Below are 16,326 nucleotides of genomic sequence, written 5' to 3'. Positions count from 1 at the left end.
TGACTGAGCTTCCAAAAAATTTATAAGGATTTTATATGTTTACTAAGAAAATACTCATTAGCGCTATCTCTGCACTAAGTTTAATTTTTGTTTCAAATGTCTCTTTTGCGCTAAGTGTAGAAGAACAAAAAGGCTTAGACATTTCAATGGAAGCTAAAAAACGCGACCTTGGCTGGCAAGACAGCACCGCTGATATGTTAATGTTGTTACGTAACAAGCAAGGGCAAGAAAGTCTTCGTGAAATTAAAATGAAGTCATTAGAGGTTCATGATGATGGTGATAAAAGCTTAACTATTTTTAATAAACCACTTGATGTAAAAGGCACCGCATTTTTAAGCTTTTCTCATCCAATTGAATCGGATGAGCAATGGTTATTATTACCGGCACTAAAGCGTGTAAAACGTATTTCATCACGTAATAAGTCAGGACCATTTATGGGCTCAGAGTTTGCTTTTGAAGATTTAAGTTCTTTTGAAGTAGAAAAATACTCTTATAAATATCTTGGTGTAGAAGAAGTTAATGGCTTAACAAACTTTAAAGTTGAGCAATACCCAGTAGATGAGAACTCAGGCTACACTCGCCGTATCGTATGGCTTGATACGTTAGAATATAGAATTAATAAAATTGATTTCTATGACCGTAAAGACTCATTACTTAAGACATTAACCTTTAGTAGTTATAAGCAGTATTTAGCTAAACATTGGCGTGCTGATAGCCAAGAAATGATTAACCATCAAAACGGTAAAAGCACTGAATTAAAATGGAGTAACTATGATTTTAAAACAGGTTTAACTGACAGTGACTTTAACCGTAACTCATTAAAACGAGCACGCTAAGCTGATGAGATTTTCGTTACATACAGGGAAGCTAAAGCGATCAGTAACCGCTATCGCAGTATGCACTGGCATACTGCTTAGTCATTCGTTGCAGGCGGGTGAAGTTGAGTTTGAAGCCTCGGGTAATATTGCACTCGAGCAGCGTTATTTTTTTGATGACGCGCTGTCCTCACAGCAATTGAGTCATAGCCAAACATCTTTCTCGGTTGAGCCTGAGCTTTATTGGCAGTGGAATGATGGTAGTGATAGCCTTTTACTTACTCCTTTTTATCGCGTAGATAGTCATGACTCACAGCGTACTCACGGTGATATTCGAGAGTTAGCTTATATACATGCCAGTGATGATTGGGAATTACGCCTTGGTATTCGCAAAGAATTCTGGGGGGGTACTGAATTTCAACACCTGGTTGATGTGATTAACCAAACCGATGGTGTTGAAGACTTTGATGGCGAAGACAAGCTAGGTCAGCAAATGGTTAACTTATCATTAGTGAATGATTGGGGCATTGTTGATGTGTTTTTACTGCCCGGTTTTCGAGAAAGAACCTATGCCGGTAGTGAAGGGCGTTTACGTGGACCCTTAGTCGTTGATGAAGACGATGTTAGCTATGAATCCTCAGCAGGGCAACAGCACCTTGATGTAGCTTTGCGTTGGTCGCATAGTATTGGTGACTTTGACTTAGGTGCATCTTGGTTTCATGGAACTAATCGTGAAGCTTATCTAACGCCTACTGCGCAGAACACTTTACAACAATATTACAGCCAAATGGACCAACTGGGTGTTGATGTACAAGCCACTTTAGGTGACTGGTTATGGAAATTTGAAAGCATATACCGTAGTACCAGTCTTGAAGATTTTATGGCAAGCCAAGCGGGTTTTGAATACAGTTTTGTTGGTGTGTTTGAATCGAATATTGACTTAGGCTTATTGATGGAACATAGCTGGGATTCCCGCGGTGAAGTTGGATTAGGCGCGCAAGGCTCACTCATGCAAAATGACTTGTTTGTCGGGGCTAGGTTGGCCTTTAACGACATGCAAAGCAGTGAGTTATTAATGGGTTTTGGTAGTGACTTAGACCACAATGCCTTTAGTTTTATTATTGAAGCAAATCGCCGCTTTGGTGATAACTTTATTGCCAGTCTTGACGTGCGGTTATTACAAAGCAATGATGAAAATGACTTACTTTATACCTTAAGTAATGATGACCATGCACAGCTATCTTTGGCTTGGTATTTTTAGCGGATATAGCATTAAAAATATAAAAGCCGACGAGTTATAAGACTTGTCGGCTTTTTTATTGGTGATGATCTACATAGTCTGTTCGCTATTTAATTACCAATTAAACCATTGATATGAGCAACGACACTTCTGCCTAACGCACTTGGCGCATAACCACCCTCAAGTACGGAGACAATGCGACCTTCACTATATTCATTAGCGATAGTTTTTAGCTCATCAGTGATCCAGCGGTAATCAGCTTCCGTCAGACTCACCTGCGACATGTCATCCTCAATATGAGCATCAAAACCAGCCGAAATAATGATTAATTCTGGCTTGAATTTATGTAAGGCCGGTAACCAATGCGCGGTTAACTTTTCGCGAAACTGCTCACCTTTCGTTGTTGCCGTTAAAGGTACATTGATAATGGGCGGTGTATCACTTTCTTCAATTTCAAAGGGATACAGTGGATATTGATAGCTTGAGCAAAATAAGTAGCCTTTATCGTCTTCGGACGTAGCCTTAAAGTGATTTTTTATAATATCTTCCGTGCCGTTACCGTGATGCACATCAAAGTCGACAATAGCAACACGTTTTACCCCATATTTTTGCTTTGCATAAGCGGCAGCAACGGCGACGTTATTGAAAAAACAAAAACCCATGCCTTTATCGTGTTCTGCGTGATGTCCTGGTGGTCTTGTCGCACAAAATGCTGAGCCTAAGGTACCTGCCATCACTAAATCTACCGCATCTACAGCCGCTCCAGCGGAATATAAAATAGAGGTGAGTGTTTTTGTATTCATCACTGAGTCTTCACCGACGGTAAAGTTTTCCTCAGCTTCACCGTTAACTTCGGTAGGGGCATTATCAAAAACAAAATCAATATATTTTTGTGTGTGCGCTAAGGCTAGCAAACTCTTATCAATAGGTTTCGAGTCAAACTGACGGACTACGTAATCTAAGCCACTACGAATTAATTGGTCTGAAATAGCGGTTAAGCGTTTACCATTTTCAGGGTGATGGTCACCCATATCATGTTCACCACAGCGATAGTGGCCTATTATTCCAACTGGCATAGTTCTTCTCTATTTTGTTAGTGACCTTTCATCTTGTCGCTATATGACTCAATTAATACGTCAAAAGTACTCATTGAACTTTTCTTTAAAAGAAGTCAACTCCGTGCTTTTTCCTTTTACTTGAACTCTAACGCTTAAAGCTGAACAGTCACTGGATATTTAATTTTTTAATGAGTAGTAAGCTTTATTTGTAAACATTAAGGCGTATTAATTATTATTAAGTGTCAGTTTTAAACTCACTTCATCAAAATCTTCGCTAGGCTGACGCACAAAGCCTGCTTTTTCAAATACTTTTAACATTGATGCATTATCGCTGCGTACACAAGCAACCAAACTATCAAGTTGACGAATTCTAGCGATGGTAATCATTTCGCCTAATAAGGTACTTGCCATACCACGGCCACGTAGGCTTTCTTTAATTACAAAAGCTACTTCACCACTGTTGATACTTTCAATAAAGTAATATCTCGCCACGGCTTGGATCGCTTCACCTAACGAATCTTTTTTAGTAAAACATAAAGCAAGATCTACATGTTGATTAACGCTGACTAAGTTACAAGATTTTTCTCGCGTCATTTGGGTAATGTGATGGTTGTAACGCATCATTAGAGTTTCTTTATTATGAGAATAGAAAAACTCTTGTAATTTACGCTCATCGGCTGGCGCTAAAGGTCGCAAAATGTAATTTACATCGGCAAAATTAAAACGTTTCATTTCTATGGTGCCTAATTCAGGTACTGAACTTGGTGAACTTTCTTGATATTCAGGCACCCAATAATGCTTGCGCACATCACTCAATAATTTATCTCTAAATTTAGGGTGAGCAATTTTAATAAGCTCTAAGGCTCGTTCTCGAATACTTTTACCTTGCAGAGAAGCAATACCAAATTCTGTAACTACATAAGACACATGACCACGTGAGGTTACTACGCCGCCACCTTCAGTAATATGTGCGACAATGCGCGATGTTTTACCATCTCTCGTTGTTGAAGGCAGGGCGATAATTGGTTTACCACCTTTGCTTAAAGAAGCGCCACGGACAAAATCAACTTGTCCGCCAATGCCACTGTAAAATTGGTAGCCAATAGAGTCTGAAACAACCTGACCTGTAAGGTCGACTTCAATAGCACTATTTATAGAAACCATGTTGTCATTTTTAGCAATTTTAACTGGTGAGTTGACGTGCTCCGATGGATAAAACTCAATGTGCGGGTTGCCATCAACAAAGTCATAGACTTTTTGGGTACCAATACAGAAGGTGACTACGGCTTTGCCTTTGTGATAGGTTTTTCTACGGTTATTAATAACACCTTTTAGCATCAGATCAATGACCCCGTCGGAGATCATCTCACTGTGAATACCTAAATCTTTGTGGTTACCTAAATAACGTAATACCGCTTCAGGGATTTTTCCTATACCTATTTGTAAAGTCGCACCATTTTCAATGAGCATGGCAACATACTGACCTATTTGCTCAGTACGGCGATCAACTTCAGGTGGTATCACTTGAGGCAGATCTTGCTCGACATTTATCCATGCATGAATTTGATTTACATGAACAAAGCTATGACCATTGGTACGTGGCATTTTAGGGTTGATTTGTGCAATAACATATTTGGCTGCTTTTACTGCGGCCGAAACAATATCAACACTTACGCCTAATGAACAATAGCCGTATTCATCCGGTGGACTGACCATAATAAGTGCGGCATCAAGCGGTAAACTGTTTTCATTAAATAAGCGAGGTACATCGGAAATAAAACAAGGGGTATAATCACCACGGCCTTCGGCAATAGCTTCACGAATGTTTTTACCACCGATGAACAAACTATTTACTTTAAATAAGTCTTTATGTTCAGGTTTAGCCCAGACATTCTCAGATAATGTTAAAATATGAACGGTTTCAATATCATGTAGCCCTTGACTATTGGCTATCAAATCATCGATTAAGGCATTAGGTACAGCGGCATTAGAGCCGATAAATATACGATTACCTGACTTTAAGTAATCACTCCACTTGACACTATCACGCTGCTCATCTTGTGCTGTCATGAATTTTCCTTGGCTACTGCTTTGTTATAAATATACTTGGTATGTACTCAGTATGCTCTCATAAATAAGGCATTTATTGATCACTGTCAAATGTGTGTTTGTTAAATTAACAAATAAGTTATAATTGCTTGTTTTTAACAAGGTATTCGTACTATTTTACTGCTATTTCATTCCAATTTGACTGAAATGTGCGTTTTATTTTTTTCAGTGTTTTTCATCTTTAAAGGGTTTTTTAGTGTCGATAGAAAAAATTTTTATTATTGGTTTACCCCGAACGGCAACCACCAGTGTTTGCTTAGCAATGTTAGAGCAAGGCTTTAAAACTGCGCATAATGCCTATACCCAAGATGCCTTTTCACAGGCACAGGTACTCGCTGATACGCCGATTTTTTGTGATTACCAAAAATTAGATAAGCACTTTCCCAGCAGTAAGTTTATTTACCTCACTCGTTCCCCTGAACGATGGTTACCGTCAATTAAGCAGTTATTGCAGCGTATGATGGTAAATTTACAACGCTCGGATGGTGGTTTTAACCCACATTTAAAGCGTTGTTATAATGAAGTGTTTTTTCCACTTAACGACGATAACCTTAACAGTGATGAGTTTTTACTTAACTGTTATAACCGTCATCAACAAGGCATTGAAGAGTACTTTCAAAACAGAGCACAAGACTTGCTTACCATTGATGTCAGTGATGAAAAAAGTTACCTGGAAATGTTAGCTTTCCTTAATTTAGACAGCACTAAGGCGAGAGAGGGCGGTTTTAAACAGATTAACTTGGGTGGTAAAGTAAAAGCTTGGCAAGGCCTTCATAACAAATTAAAAGTAGAGTCCACCAATAAAGGTAAAATTGATAAGGTACTTTATTAGCCGTCTTTATGAAGTAGCGCTGGGGTTAACTATTGTAGAGTGAAAAATTCACAGGTAAAATCACGCCAATTGTGCTATTTAAACAGCGAACGTGACTTCCATTAAATAAATATCGTTTAGAGAGTAGTAAATATGTTTGAATTAAAACACCACACTGGCCAAGATTGGGTGGATGCAGTTATGGCAGACTTTAGCCATTTTTTACAAGACCACGCTGCAGCTGAGAAAAAAGCTTCAGGTATGGCAATGGCAATGCTGTCTCATTATCCAGACAAGGCTAAATTGGTTCGTGCCATGACAGATTTAGCTATTGAAGAACTTATTCATTTCAAACAAGTGTTAAAGTTACTTGTTGCTCGCGGTGTCACCTTAGGTCAAGATAAAAAGGATCCTTACATCAACCAAATTCGCGCCTTGTTCCGTAATGGCCCCAGTTATTTTATGATGGATAGACTCCTAGTTGCAGCGGTTATTGAAGCGCGCGGTTATGAGAAGTTCTGGTTAGTTTCTCAAGCTTTACCAGAAGGTAAAGATAAAGATCTGTATGTCGCTATTGCAAACTCAGAAGAGAAGCATAAAAACTTATTTATTGAGCTGGCGTATGAGTATTGTGACAAAGCAGAAGTTGACCAGCGCTTAGAAGAGATATTAATAGCTGAAGCTGAAATTTGTGCGGGTCTACCAATACGCGCGGCCCTTCACTAATAGTTACTTATCTTATTCGTGTATCGCACAATTAATGCGTCTATACCCGTAACCATTCAAAGTGCACTCTGAAACTTGCATCTTGATTGATTACGGGTATTAGATACTCATTGGCTAACGTCAACTCCGTGCCTTTTCCTTTTAATTAAACAATACACGGTTAAGTTCAGCCACTATATTATCTCTATGAGATCACAGTTAACTATGAAGTTTTTAACGCTTAGTTTCTAAGTTAATAATCCAAACGTAATCCAAGGTTGAAGTACTTTTTATAACATCATTTTTCTAAATAATTTGTTATATCTCGACAATTTTACTCTGCTATATTCCTCTGCTATATTCCTCTGATTTTAGTCAAAATAACCAGTTAATTGTATTTTAATCATTTCCCTTCTTCTTTCTTTTATGCAACGCATTGTATTTTATAATTAATATTTTTGGCATTGTCATTGCTTATGTATTTGCTACAGTGTTACTCATATGTAAATAAGTAATAAAGAACTTATAAGAACAAGGAAAGTAAAATGACCGTGACCCTAACAGATAGACCGATTGAAACCGTTCGTAGTGAAGTCATAGATCAATTGATCATGAACTATAGCCACGGCGAGTTATCTTACGAGGCTTTTGAACGTCGTTTAGACCAAGCCATGGAGTTGGCAAACCACCAAGATTTGGTTGATTTAACCAGTGATTTACCACTTGCGGTTGATAAAGCTTTTGTTGAAAATAAAAAGCATGACTTAGCGCCAAATTATGTCCCAGGTGAAGCTGAGGATGTCGATACTATGGTGAATATCTTTAGTAGTAGTAACCGCGGTGGGGCTTTTAAGGTTGCCAAAGAAATACGTTATTTTAGTCTATTTAGTAGCAGCGATATCGACTTTACTGATGCGGTATTTAGTCAGCAAGAAGTCCGTATAAAGATCTTTAGTTTATTTAGTAGTGATACTATTTATGTACCTGAAAATGTAAATGTTGCTTCTAAAGCTTTTTGTATTTTTGCCAATATTGATAACTCAGCGCCTAATAATGGCGTGAGTCATGTAAGGGCAAGTACACCAGTACCGACCATTATTATTGAAGGGTTTTCAATCTTTAGTAGTGTTGATATTGATTTGAAGCGCACGGTGAAAGAGAAATTCATTAAAATGGCTGATAGCTTTAAAAAAATGTTCTCGTGATGAGTGTATTGATAATCTTAAGTTAAAGACGATGTCTGCTTGTTGCTTGTTAAAAGGCACTACTTTTAGTCGTGCCTTTTATGTTTTTACTAGCATAGTACTGATTTTATTTGCTGTGTTTAAATTACGCCCTGTTGCTGGCTGGCCCAAGCAAGCTTCTATATTAGCGACAAGTTTAGAGCGGCCAATACCATCAGGGGCATGTAAATAAAACACCTTACCTTTTAAAAGATACTCTTCTGATTCAGCAAGATATTTTGCCATTTTTTCTTGGTTTAGTTCAATAGAGTGATGGCAAAAGTAAAAATGTACGAATTTCCCCTCAAATGCCTGATAAGGGTTATGCGTTAAAGCTGTAGCGAATTCAGCGGCATTCAAGGTAAATATATCAGGAGAGAAACCAAAGCTATCTAACACTATTCTTGCAATAGCTTCAGCAGGCTCACTAGCGCTTTTTAAAACTAGATTACCACTTTGAATATAAGATGAAACATCTTTAAAAAGACTGTTCTCTAGCAATGGCACTAACTCTTTCATCGGTAATAAGTTTTTACCCCCGACATTAATGCCTCTAAACAAGATGATATATTTTTTCAAACCCTTTCCTTAAATAGCAATGAATGTAACTTAATTTATCCTAAAGTCTTTTATTTTCAAATCGTTAATTTTAATATTATTGTTTTGACATACAAAGCAGTCTTAATAATTCGTCTAGGTCATGGCTAAATAATGAAATGGTAAAAAGACAACCTTATTAGCAATTGCACTAAGTAAGTGGTCACTTTTAAATAACTTAAAGAGCAAATAACTTCGTTGCTTTCAATCCTATTAGCCATATTGCTCAATCAAACACCTTGCTCTTGAAAATTTACGCTCATTGAATTCTCTATCCTTATTGATCCATATAGGATTATATGAATTAGAGTTAATGCTCAGTATATGCTAAATAAAGTGCTATAATAGGTCATACCACTTCAATATATATTATTACCTTAAGGTTTATTATGCGTTTTCTCTCTCGTCGTCTTGTTATGCCTAATGATTTAAATTACGCCAACTCTTTATTTGGCGGTCGCGCGCTTGAATGGATTGATGAAGAGGCGGCAATTTATGCAATTTGTCAATTAGAGACAAACTGCCTAGTGACTAAGCATATTGGTGAAATTAGTTTTGAGTCGCCAGCTATGCAAGGTGATGTCGTCGAATTTGGCTTAGTGACTAAAAAGGTAGGGCGAACATCTATTACCGTCACTTGTTTAGTGCGTAATAAAGCGACTAAAAAAACCATTTGTTTGGCAGATGATATTGTTTTTGTGCAAGTTGATCCTGAGTCGCGTTTACCTATGCCACATGGGAAAACGCTAGAAGCATTAGAAGCGCAAACTAAAATAGAAATAAATACTCTTAATATGTAGTGCTTGCTTATTCGCGGCTATTGCTAAGCACACAGTCTTGCTAAGTGAGGTGCTTAGCAATACACTAGCAATATTATTTATCTATTGTTTTAAATTATTATGTCCTCAGATCGTTTTGGCACTAGTGCCAACTACAAGCAGCAAGAAAAAGGTTATCGTGACCGAGCATTAAAATTATTCCCTTGGGTATGTGGTCGATGTGCACGTGCTTTTGAGTTTTCTAACTTAAGAGAATTAACTGTACACCATATGGATCATGATCATACTAATAACCCAAATGATGGCAGTAACTGGGAGTTATTGTGCATTTACTGTCATGATAATGAGCATGCAAAATATACTGACCATTCTAATTATAAAACTGAAGTTAAAGCTGGCGATACCAACCAAGATACCGCCACCTATAATCCATTCGCGGATTTAAAGTCAATGCTGAAGAAGTAACTAACTACTTCACACCATCTTCTTGCGTAAGATATTGCTGGTAAGTCGAGATGCCAAAAAAACGAACTGATTTTTTTAGTTTTATTTTTTTGGCAATCAGTAACTCACCACAATAAATTTTAACCACTTGTTTCTCGCCGTTATTATCGGTTTCATAATCGTGATGTTCGTTGACTCTGAGGTTATCAAACTCAGTTTTCATTATTAGTTTCATCGACTAAGTTCTCTGTCAATAAGAGGGCAGTTTATAGTTTATAGTTTATTAATGTCTTTTTGCACTTGATAGCCTTCATCGGTGACTATTTTTTCTAATACTTGTACTCGCTCATTGAGTGCTTGCACTTCTTTTTGTAGTTCATCATTTTTGTTATCAGCATTGTTATTATGCAGAATGGTTTTCGCTTTGAACTCTAAATGCTTATTAAACATTTTATATAAAATAACCGAGACTACACAGACAATTACAACCACCATCGTTGTACCATTCATAATGAACTCCTTCTTTTTTGTTATTAATTTTAAGGCTAGTGACAATACAGCTTAGCTATTACCTTAACTGTTTTTCCACTTTCAATGCTAATTTTTTCTGATGTCTATGGTAAAAACCGACCACAATAAATAGTGATAAAATGAGAGGGAGACTTGTTAACACAACCCAATGCCAACCAGCATTAAACAATACCCAACCAGCTAATAATGATGCTACTGCCTGAAAGCCAAACAAGACAAAGTCATTGGTTGCTTGCACTTTATGGCGCTCGCTGGCGTGATAACTTTGGGGTAATAAGGATGTACCAGTTAAGAATAAAAAGTTCCAGCCAATTCCTAATAAAATAAGTGCCCACCAGTAGTGCATTACTTCATTACCTGATAAGGCAATAAAGGCAACGATGGCATAAATTGCTGTACCTATTAACATAAGCCCTTTTAATTTTAAGTATTTGACTAACCAAGGGGTAAATAATGACGGTAGGTACATGGCAGCAATATGGCTTTGAATAACCCACTTTGTTTCTTGCAGACTATGTCCTTGCATATGGTGCATGCTAATAGGCGTTGCGGTCATTAAATAACTCATTAAGGTAAAGCCAATGGTAGCGGTACAAACTGCAATCAAAAATACAGGTTGCTTAGCAATCACTGTTAAGTCTCTTGCCTCACCAACAACTTTATCTTCATTCACTGGTGGATTTTCAAAAGCTAACATAATTAACATTGAACAGAGAATGAAAGCAATGAGTAATAAGAACGAGCCGGCATAACCATAGGGTGAAGTTAACCAATCTTTACCTACTAATGCTATTTCTGGCCCTAAAAAGGCAGCGAACACACCACTAAGCATCAATATAGATAATATTTTGGGTACATCTTCTTCATTCAAGCTACTTTCAATCGCGGCAAAGCGTAGCTGTTGGATAAAGGCTCCGGCAACGCCAATTAACAAGCTAGCAAAACAAAATAGCTCAAACAAGGCTATCTTTGTCGCTACTATCGCAATAATAGCCGCAATTAACGAACAACTTAATCCGGTATAAACGGCAAACTTTCGGCCTTTATTTTTAGCTAACATCGCTGCTGGAATTGAGCCTGCAGCTACGCCTAAAATCATCAAGGTAATTGGCAGCGTGGCTAACGAAGGATCGCTGGCCATTTTACTGGATAAAATACCGCCAATAAAAACGATAATTGGTGAAGCAGACATAACCAAAGGCTGAGAAATAAACAACAACCAAATATTTCTCGGTAAGGTAAATACTCGAGAAAGTACAAAGGCCGTTAAAAGTAACAGCGCGATAGTAATAATTATATTAAGGGGCATATTTCTTCAGTTTGATTTAGAACCGTTCAATTTGAGATTAGCTTAAGTGGGACAGTTGTCCCTGAACTCAGTTTAGCCAGAATCCATAGCTAGAATCGCTTTTATGTTGATTGCTTCGCTATAGCGGATCATGCTTTCTTGTTGTTGCTTTCTTGCAAGTACAGCCATTCTATCTGCCAGTTCATTACCTTCGATATTGGCGTGACCTTTAACGTGGCGAATAGTGATTTTAGTGTGCATGGTTTTGTAAAGTGAGAAACATTGTTGTACCAAGGCTAAATTTTTGATTTCTTCGCCTTTGCCTCGTGTCCATCCTTTTGCTTGCCAGCCCTTTGCCCACTTAGTGACACAATCTATAGAATATTTAGAGTCTGATAAAATACAAATACTTTGTTCATTATCTTTATCGATAAAGTGTTGTGCCAGTTGAAATGAAGAAAGTAAGCCGTTTAACTCAGCGGTATTGTTGGTACCATTTTTTTCATACAAGCCAAAATACAAAGAAGTCACCTTACCGAATTCATATACGGCAATACCAGTACCTGATTTACCTGGATTAGGTGAACAAGCTCCATCACAGTAAATTTCAATATCACTGGGGCCATTTGGGCTAACGCTTGCTGTTTTAGCGCTAGCACTTTTGCCACTTGTTTTACTGGTCGTTTTACGACTTGAAGTAGGTGCGGTGCTTGCTGTGCCACTTTTACTTAATGAGCGTTGCATTAATGCTTTAGTATAGGTTGAAGAAAATGCTTGCTCAGCCGCACCTTTTGATTCAAAGCCCATATATTGAGCATCGGAGCGACCGGCGGTATGTTGCTGAACTTCTGGCCAAGTAGTAAATATACCCGTTTGGGCGCCTTTCCAGATAACGTAGAATTTTTTACTCATAACGTAATAGCTAACTCTTATTTAAAGATATTTAATGATAAAGATACTTAATGATTAACATTATCAGTAATAAGTTAGTGCTTAGCTACTAAAAAATAGGAAGAAACAAAATTATGTTCATGCGAGTTAATACGTGAGCAAAATGCCTACCTATAGTTTTACCTGAGGTTTTGATTAAACAGCATCGTATGTATGGTTGAATTATTGTAATCCTTTCATTAAACGCTTATGTACTAGGCGAGTACCAACAAAAACACAGACAATAACAATAGGTACAGCAAAACCACTCACTAGTTCATGGTTATATTTAATACCTAAGGTGGGTAATGACGTTAGCATGGTCTCAAATAATTGCATGCCGTAATAACTGATCGCGGCCACGGATAAGCCTTCAACGGTTTGTTGCAAACGCATTTGTACATGAACACGGTGGTTCATTGATTTTAGTAATATTTGATTTTGTTCTTGTAACACCATGTCAACGCGTGTGCGTAATAAATCACTAGCACGAGTGACTCGCCTAGAAATATCTTCTAAGTGATTAGCCGCTGTTTGACAGGTTTTAACGGCAGGAGTGATTCTGCGCATTAAGAACTCTTGCAAGGTCATGTAACCTGGGATTTCTTCTTCTTTTAGTTCGTCCATTCGTTGTAAGGCTACGTCGTAATAAGCATTAGTAGCAGAAAAACGGTAAGTGCTTTGACTCCGGTAATCTTCCACCTTCGCTGCTATTTTAGATACTTGTGTTAGTAGTTCTCTATCGGTTTTATCAGTACCTAAGGCTATGTAAGTGGTCACTTGTTGCAGTTGGATATCGAGTTGATTGAGTTCACTGTTAATTTCTTGTGCTAGTGGCAAGCCGAGTGTTGCCATCAAGCGGTAAGTATCAAGCTGTAATAATTGTTGAACTAGGCGGCCGAGCTGCGCAGTTGATAAGTCTTGTTGGTATATCAGAAAACGGCCAAAACCATCTTCATGTAATTTAAATGAACTCCATACTTTCGCCTGTGAATTTACCGGCGCGCTGGCGATCAATGACATATTGTCAAAAAATTGTTCAACCTTGTGTGTGATCGCCTTATCAATATCTTCAGACTCAATAACTAAGTGAACTGCGGCGATGACTTGACCGGGCATTTTGTCAAACCAATTACTGGGGACATAATCGATAGCATTTTTAATAAAGGGTTGATCAGTTAATGGCGCTTGATGAATAAAAGTATAAGTGGAATATTCTAAATGACGTTCCCAACGAAGGCTGAATAAACCAAAATCTTGATAAAAACAGGGCATTGACTCTGCGGGTGAGCTTACTTGAAATCGGTTACATAAAAGTGAGATAAACTCATGCTCTTGTTGCTTTAACTTTCCTTGATGCTGAATAGCAATATGGGTAAGTTGAGCAGGAGAAGCGATTGATTGAAAAGGCCTGTTGTGCAATTCGTTATAGAGCTTTTCCCGTAAGGGGTGAATTGCTATTTTACTCAATGAGGATAAAGGCAGTAAAGTGCTTTCAGATAATTCATTCGATATTAGCTCATTCGATATTAGTTCATTTAGCAATGTACTACCTCTTTCTCTGTTTATATTGTTTATCAGATATATGTATACCCAATCAACCTCAAGATGCAGGATTCAGCTGGAATTATAAACGCCTTTAAGCAAGGCATTGATTGAAAAGAATGGTTATTCAGGAGAATAAGCTCCTGCATTCTCTAATAAGCTGCATCCATGCAGCGTCCTTATCGAAATCAATAATGTAGCATAAAGCGTTTATAAACCAGCCCTGTGGGGACGGCTGAGCAAATCATATTCATCGTTGCGTATGTAATTAAGGGAATTACCCTTAATTACATACGCGCCTTGATTATGAATCACCCAGCCGTCCTGAAACGAGCATCTTGAGGTTGTTTGGGTATAAGCCTTGATACTCGCGTAAATATATCCCATCTTATGACGGATATTAAAATAACGGCTAATCGATATAGTAAATCATCTTTCAATAAGCAGGTTATTTAGGCGCTGAATAAACAATATTTCCGTTTAAGATGGTTTGTTATAACAACTGACAGTAATCAGTTATAAAGAGCATTGTGTGTGAGCTACGTAAAGTATAAAAAAGCCAATCGAATGATATCACTCGATTGGCTGATTATTGTGGGAGCTTTTTAAAGTAATCGGTTAGAAGAAACCGAGGGGATTAACATCATAACTAACCAGTAAATTTTTGGTTTGTTGATATTGCTCTAAGGCCATTTTATGAGTTTCACGACCTACACCTGATTTTTTATAACCACCAAATGCCGCGTGAGCAGGGTACATGTGATAACAATTGGTCCAAACACGACCCGCTTCAATTTTTCTGCCCATACGATAAGCACGGTTCATATCACGAGACCAAACGCCTGCACCTAAACCAAACTCAGAGCCATTTGCTAACGCAAGCGCTTCTGCTTCGTCTTTAAAAGTACTTAATGAAATCACAGGACCAAAAATTTCTTCTTGGAATATGCGCATGTCATTAGTGCCTTTTAATAAGGTAGGTTGAATGTAAAAACCACTGTTTAGCTCATCGGTTAGTTGTTCAACGTTACCGCCCATAAGTACTTCAGCGCCTTCTTTTTTACCTATCTCAATGTAACTTAATATTTTATCAAACTGTTGCTTTGATGCCTGAGCACCAACCATGGTTGTAGTATCTAATGGGTTACCGCGGGTAATGGCTTTAGTACGTTCAATAACTTTTTCGATAAATTTGTCATAAATATCTTCTTGAACGAACAGGCGTGATGGACAAGTACAGACTTCCCCCTGGTTAAAGTAGGCCAATATCGCGCCTTCAATACATTTACTTAAATATTCATCTTCATGGTCGAGCACATCTTCAAAGAAAATATTAGGTGATTTACCGCCAAGCTCTACTGTTGATGGAATAATGTTTTTCGCGGCAGCTTGCATTATTTTTTCACCGACAGGTGTTGAACCAGTAAAAGCAATTTTAGCGATGCGTGTACTCGTCGCTAATGCTTCACCAGCCTCTGCGCCAAAACCATTAACCACGTTGAGTACACCAGCAGGTAATATGTCTTCAATTAATTCCATCATGACTAAAATGGAAGCGGGTGTTTGCTCGGCAGGTTTTAGTACAACACAATTCCCCGCCGCTAATGCTGGCGCCAATTTCCAAGCTGCCATTAATATTGGGAAATTCCACGGGATAATTTGTCCGACAACACCTAAAGGCTCATGAAAATGATAAGAAACAGTTTTCTCATCTAACTCAGCTAATGAACCTTCTTGCGCGCGTAAACAGCCAGCAAAATAGCGAAAGTGATCAACAGCAAGTGGGATATCTGCCGCTAACGTTTCACGGACGGCTTTACCGTTGTCCCACGTTTCAGCGACAGCAAGTAATTCTAGGTTTTGTTCAAGACGGTCAGCAATTTTCAATAAAGCATTTGAGCGATCGGTTACTGAGGTTGTGCCCCAAGCTTCTTTGGCTTTATGTGCTGCATCAAGTGCTAGTTCTATATCAAGGTGATCAGATTGTGGGATTTGACAGAACACCTGACCGTTAACAGGGCTAACATTGTCGAAATATTTGCCATTTTGCGGTTCAACCCACTGACCACCAATAAAGTTTTGGTATCGTTTTTTGAAGGTAATGACTGCGTTTTCTGATCCCGGATTTGCGTAAATCATAACTTTTCCTCTGCTGTTTGTTCGCTTGTTGAGCAATGAATTTGCTTTTTACAGCGATTTTTATTGTTGTATTTTTGACTAAGGTTAATTACCTTAGTCAATTAGCGATTAC

At 38.1% G+C, this 16,326-nt stretch carries 16 protein-coding genes; 7 read left to right on the top strand and 9 right to left on the bottom strand.

What is annotated here, in order from left to right; all coding sequences use genetic code 11:
• Positions 1 to 35: 35 nt before the first annotated feature.
• Together CXF71_RS06315 and CXF71_RS06310 are read left to right on the top strand one after the other, a co-directional pair.
• On the top strand, positions 36 to 836 hold the full coding sequence (locus tag CXF71_RS06315; RefSeq protein ID WP_101232111.1) for an outer membrane lipoprotein-sorting protein: 801 nt from the start codon (positions 36 to 38) through the stop codon (positions 834 to 836).
• Between the two features lie 4 nt (positions 837 to 840).
• Positions 841 to 2,076, top strand: coding sequence for a hypothetical protein (locus tag CXF71_RS06310; RefSeq protein ID WP_101232110.1), 1,236 nt, complete (start codon positions 841 to 843; stop codon positions 2,074 to 2,076).
• 89 nt (positions 2,077 to 2,165) lie between these two features.
• Here CXF71_RS06310 and CXF71_RS06305 read toward each other — a convergent pair whose 3' ends face one another.
• A complete protein-coding gene (locus CXF71_RS06305) occupies positions 2,166 to 3,131 on the bottom strand; it encodes a histone deacetylase family protein (RefSeq protein ID WP_101232109.1) in 966 nt (321 codons plus the stop codon).
• A 207-nt stretch (positions 3,132 to 3,338) separates the two neighbouring features.
• Positions 3,339 to 5,183 carry a GNAT family N-acetyltransferase gene (locus CXF71_RS06300; protein ID WP_101232108.1) on the bottom strand — a complete coding sequence of 615 codons (1,845 nt, stop codon included), beginning with the start codon at positions 5,181 to 5,183 and terminating at the stop codon, positions 3,339 to 3,341.
• Between the two features lie 235 nt (positions 5,184 to 5,418).
• On the opposite strand from CXF71_RS06300, the gene CXF71_RS06295 reads away from it, so the two are divergent.
• The 3 genes from CXF71_RS06295 to CXF71_RS06285 all read left to right on the top strand — a co-directional run bounded on the left by CXF71_RS06295 (position 5,419) and on the right by CXF71_RS06285 (position 7,943).
• Positions 5,419 to 6,054 carry a sulfotransferase gene (locus CXF71_RS06295; protein WP_101232107.1) on the top strand — a complete coding sequence of 212 codons (636 nt, stop codon included), beginning with the start codon at positions 5,419 to 5,421 and terminating at the stop codon, positions 6,052 to 6,054.
• A 132-nt stretch (positions 6,055 to 6,186) separates the two neighbouring features.
• Positions 6,187 to 6,759 carry a tRNA-(ms[2]io[6]A)-hydroxylase gene (locus CXF71_RS06290; RefSeq protein WP_101232106.1) on the top strand — a complete coding sequence of 191 codons (573 nt, stop codon included), beginning with the start codon at positions 6,187 to 6,189 and terminating at the stop codon, positions 6,757 to 6,759.
• Between the two features lie 524 nt (positions 6,760 to 7,283).
• On the top strand, positions 7,284 to 7,943 hold the full coding sequence (locus CXF71_RS06285; protein ID WP_101232105.1) for a DUF1707 SHOCT-like domain-containing protein: 660 nt from the start codon (positions 7,284 to 7,286) through the stop codon (positions 7,941 to 7,943).
• A gap of 78 nt (positions 7,944 to 8,021) precedes the next feature.
• Here the strand turns inward: CXF71_RS06285 and CXF71_RS06280 are convergent, their stop codons facing one another.
• A complete protein-coding gene (locus tag CXF71_RS06280) occupies positions 8,022 to 8,540 on the bottom strand; it encodes a DUF1697 domain-containing protein (RefSeq protein ID WP_101232104.1) in 519 nt (172 codons plus the stop codon).
• Between the two features lie 407 nt (positions 8,541 to 8,947).
• Here CXF71_RS06280 and CXF71_RS06275 point away from each other — a divergent pair, with 407 nt between their 5' ends.
• Positions 8,948 to 9,358, top strand: coding sequence for an acyl-CoA thioesterase (locus tag CXF71_RS06275; RefSeq protein WP_101232103.1), 411 nt, complete (start codon positions 8,948 to 8,950; stop codon positions 9,356 to 9,358).
• 99 nt (positions 9,359 to 9,457) lie between these two features.
• Positions 9,458 to 9,802 (top strand): YajD family HNH nuclease, encoded by a 345-nt coding sequence (locus tag CXF71_RS06270; RefSeq protein ID WP_101232102.1) that lies wholly within the window; start codon positions 9,458 to 9,460, stop codon positions 9,800 to 9,802.
• A 4-nt stretch (positions 9,803 to 9,806) separates the two neighbouring features.
• On the opposite strand, the gene CXF71_RS06265 is transcribed toward CXF71_RS06270, so the two are convergent.
• The 6 genes from CXF71_RS06265 to exaC all read right to left on the bottom strand — a co-directional run bounded on the left by CXF71_RS06265 (position 9,807) and on the right by exaC (position 16,214).
• Positions 9,807 to 10,016, bottom strand: a complete 210-nt coding sequence (locus CXF71_RS06265; protein ID WP_101232101.1) for a hypothetical protein — start codon at positions 10,014 to 10,016, stop codon at positions 9,807 to 9,809.
• 38 nt (positions 10,017 to 10,054) lie between these two features.
• The gene (locus tag CXF71_RS06260; protein ID WP_101232100.1) at positions 10,055 to 10,291 is read right to left on the bottom strand and encodes a hypothetical protein; all 237 of its coding nucleotides are present in this window, start codon (positions 10,289 to 10,291) and stop codon (positions 10,055 to 10,057) included.
• A gap of 58 nt (positions 10,292 to 10,349) precedes the next feature.
• Positions 10,350 to 11,621, bottom strand: coding sequence for an MFS transporter (locus tag CXF71_RS06255; RefSeq protein ID WP_101232099.1), 1,272 nt, complete (start codon positions 11,619 to 11,621; stop codon positions 10,350 to 10,352).
• Between the two features lie 72 nt (positions 11,622 to 11,693).
• On the bottom strand, positions 11,694 to 12,512 hold the full coding sequence (locus CXF71_RS06250) for a ribonuclease H family protein (protein WP_101232098.1): 819 nt from the start codon (positions 12,510 to 12,512) through the stop codon (positions 11,694 to 11,696).
• A 201-nt stretch (positions 12,513 to 12,713) separates the two neighbouring features.
• Entirely contained in the window at positions 12,714 to 14,075 is a 1,362-nt protein-coding gene (locus CXF71_RS06245) for a DUF3422 family protein (RefSeq protein WP_232771399.1), read from the bottom strand.
• A gap of 618 nt (positions 14,076 to 14,693) precedes the next feature.
• Positions 14,694 to 16,214, bottom strand: coding sequence for an acetaldehyde dehydrogenase ExaC (gene exaC, locus CXF71_RS06240; protein WP_101232097.1), 1,521 nt, complete (start codon positions 16,212 to 16,214; stop codon positions 14,694 to 14,696).
• Between the last annotated feature and the right edge of the window lie 112 nt (positions 16,215 to 16,326).

Origin of the sequence: Colwellia sp. 12G3, assembly GCF_002836775.1 — a bacterium.
GTDB lineage: Bacteria > Pseudomonadota > Gammaproteobacteria > Enterobacterales > Alteromonadaceae > Colwellia.
This window is presented reverse-complemented; position numbering and strand designations above follow the sequence as displayed.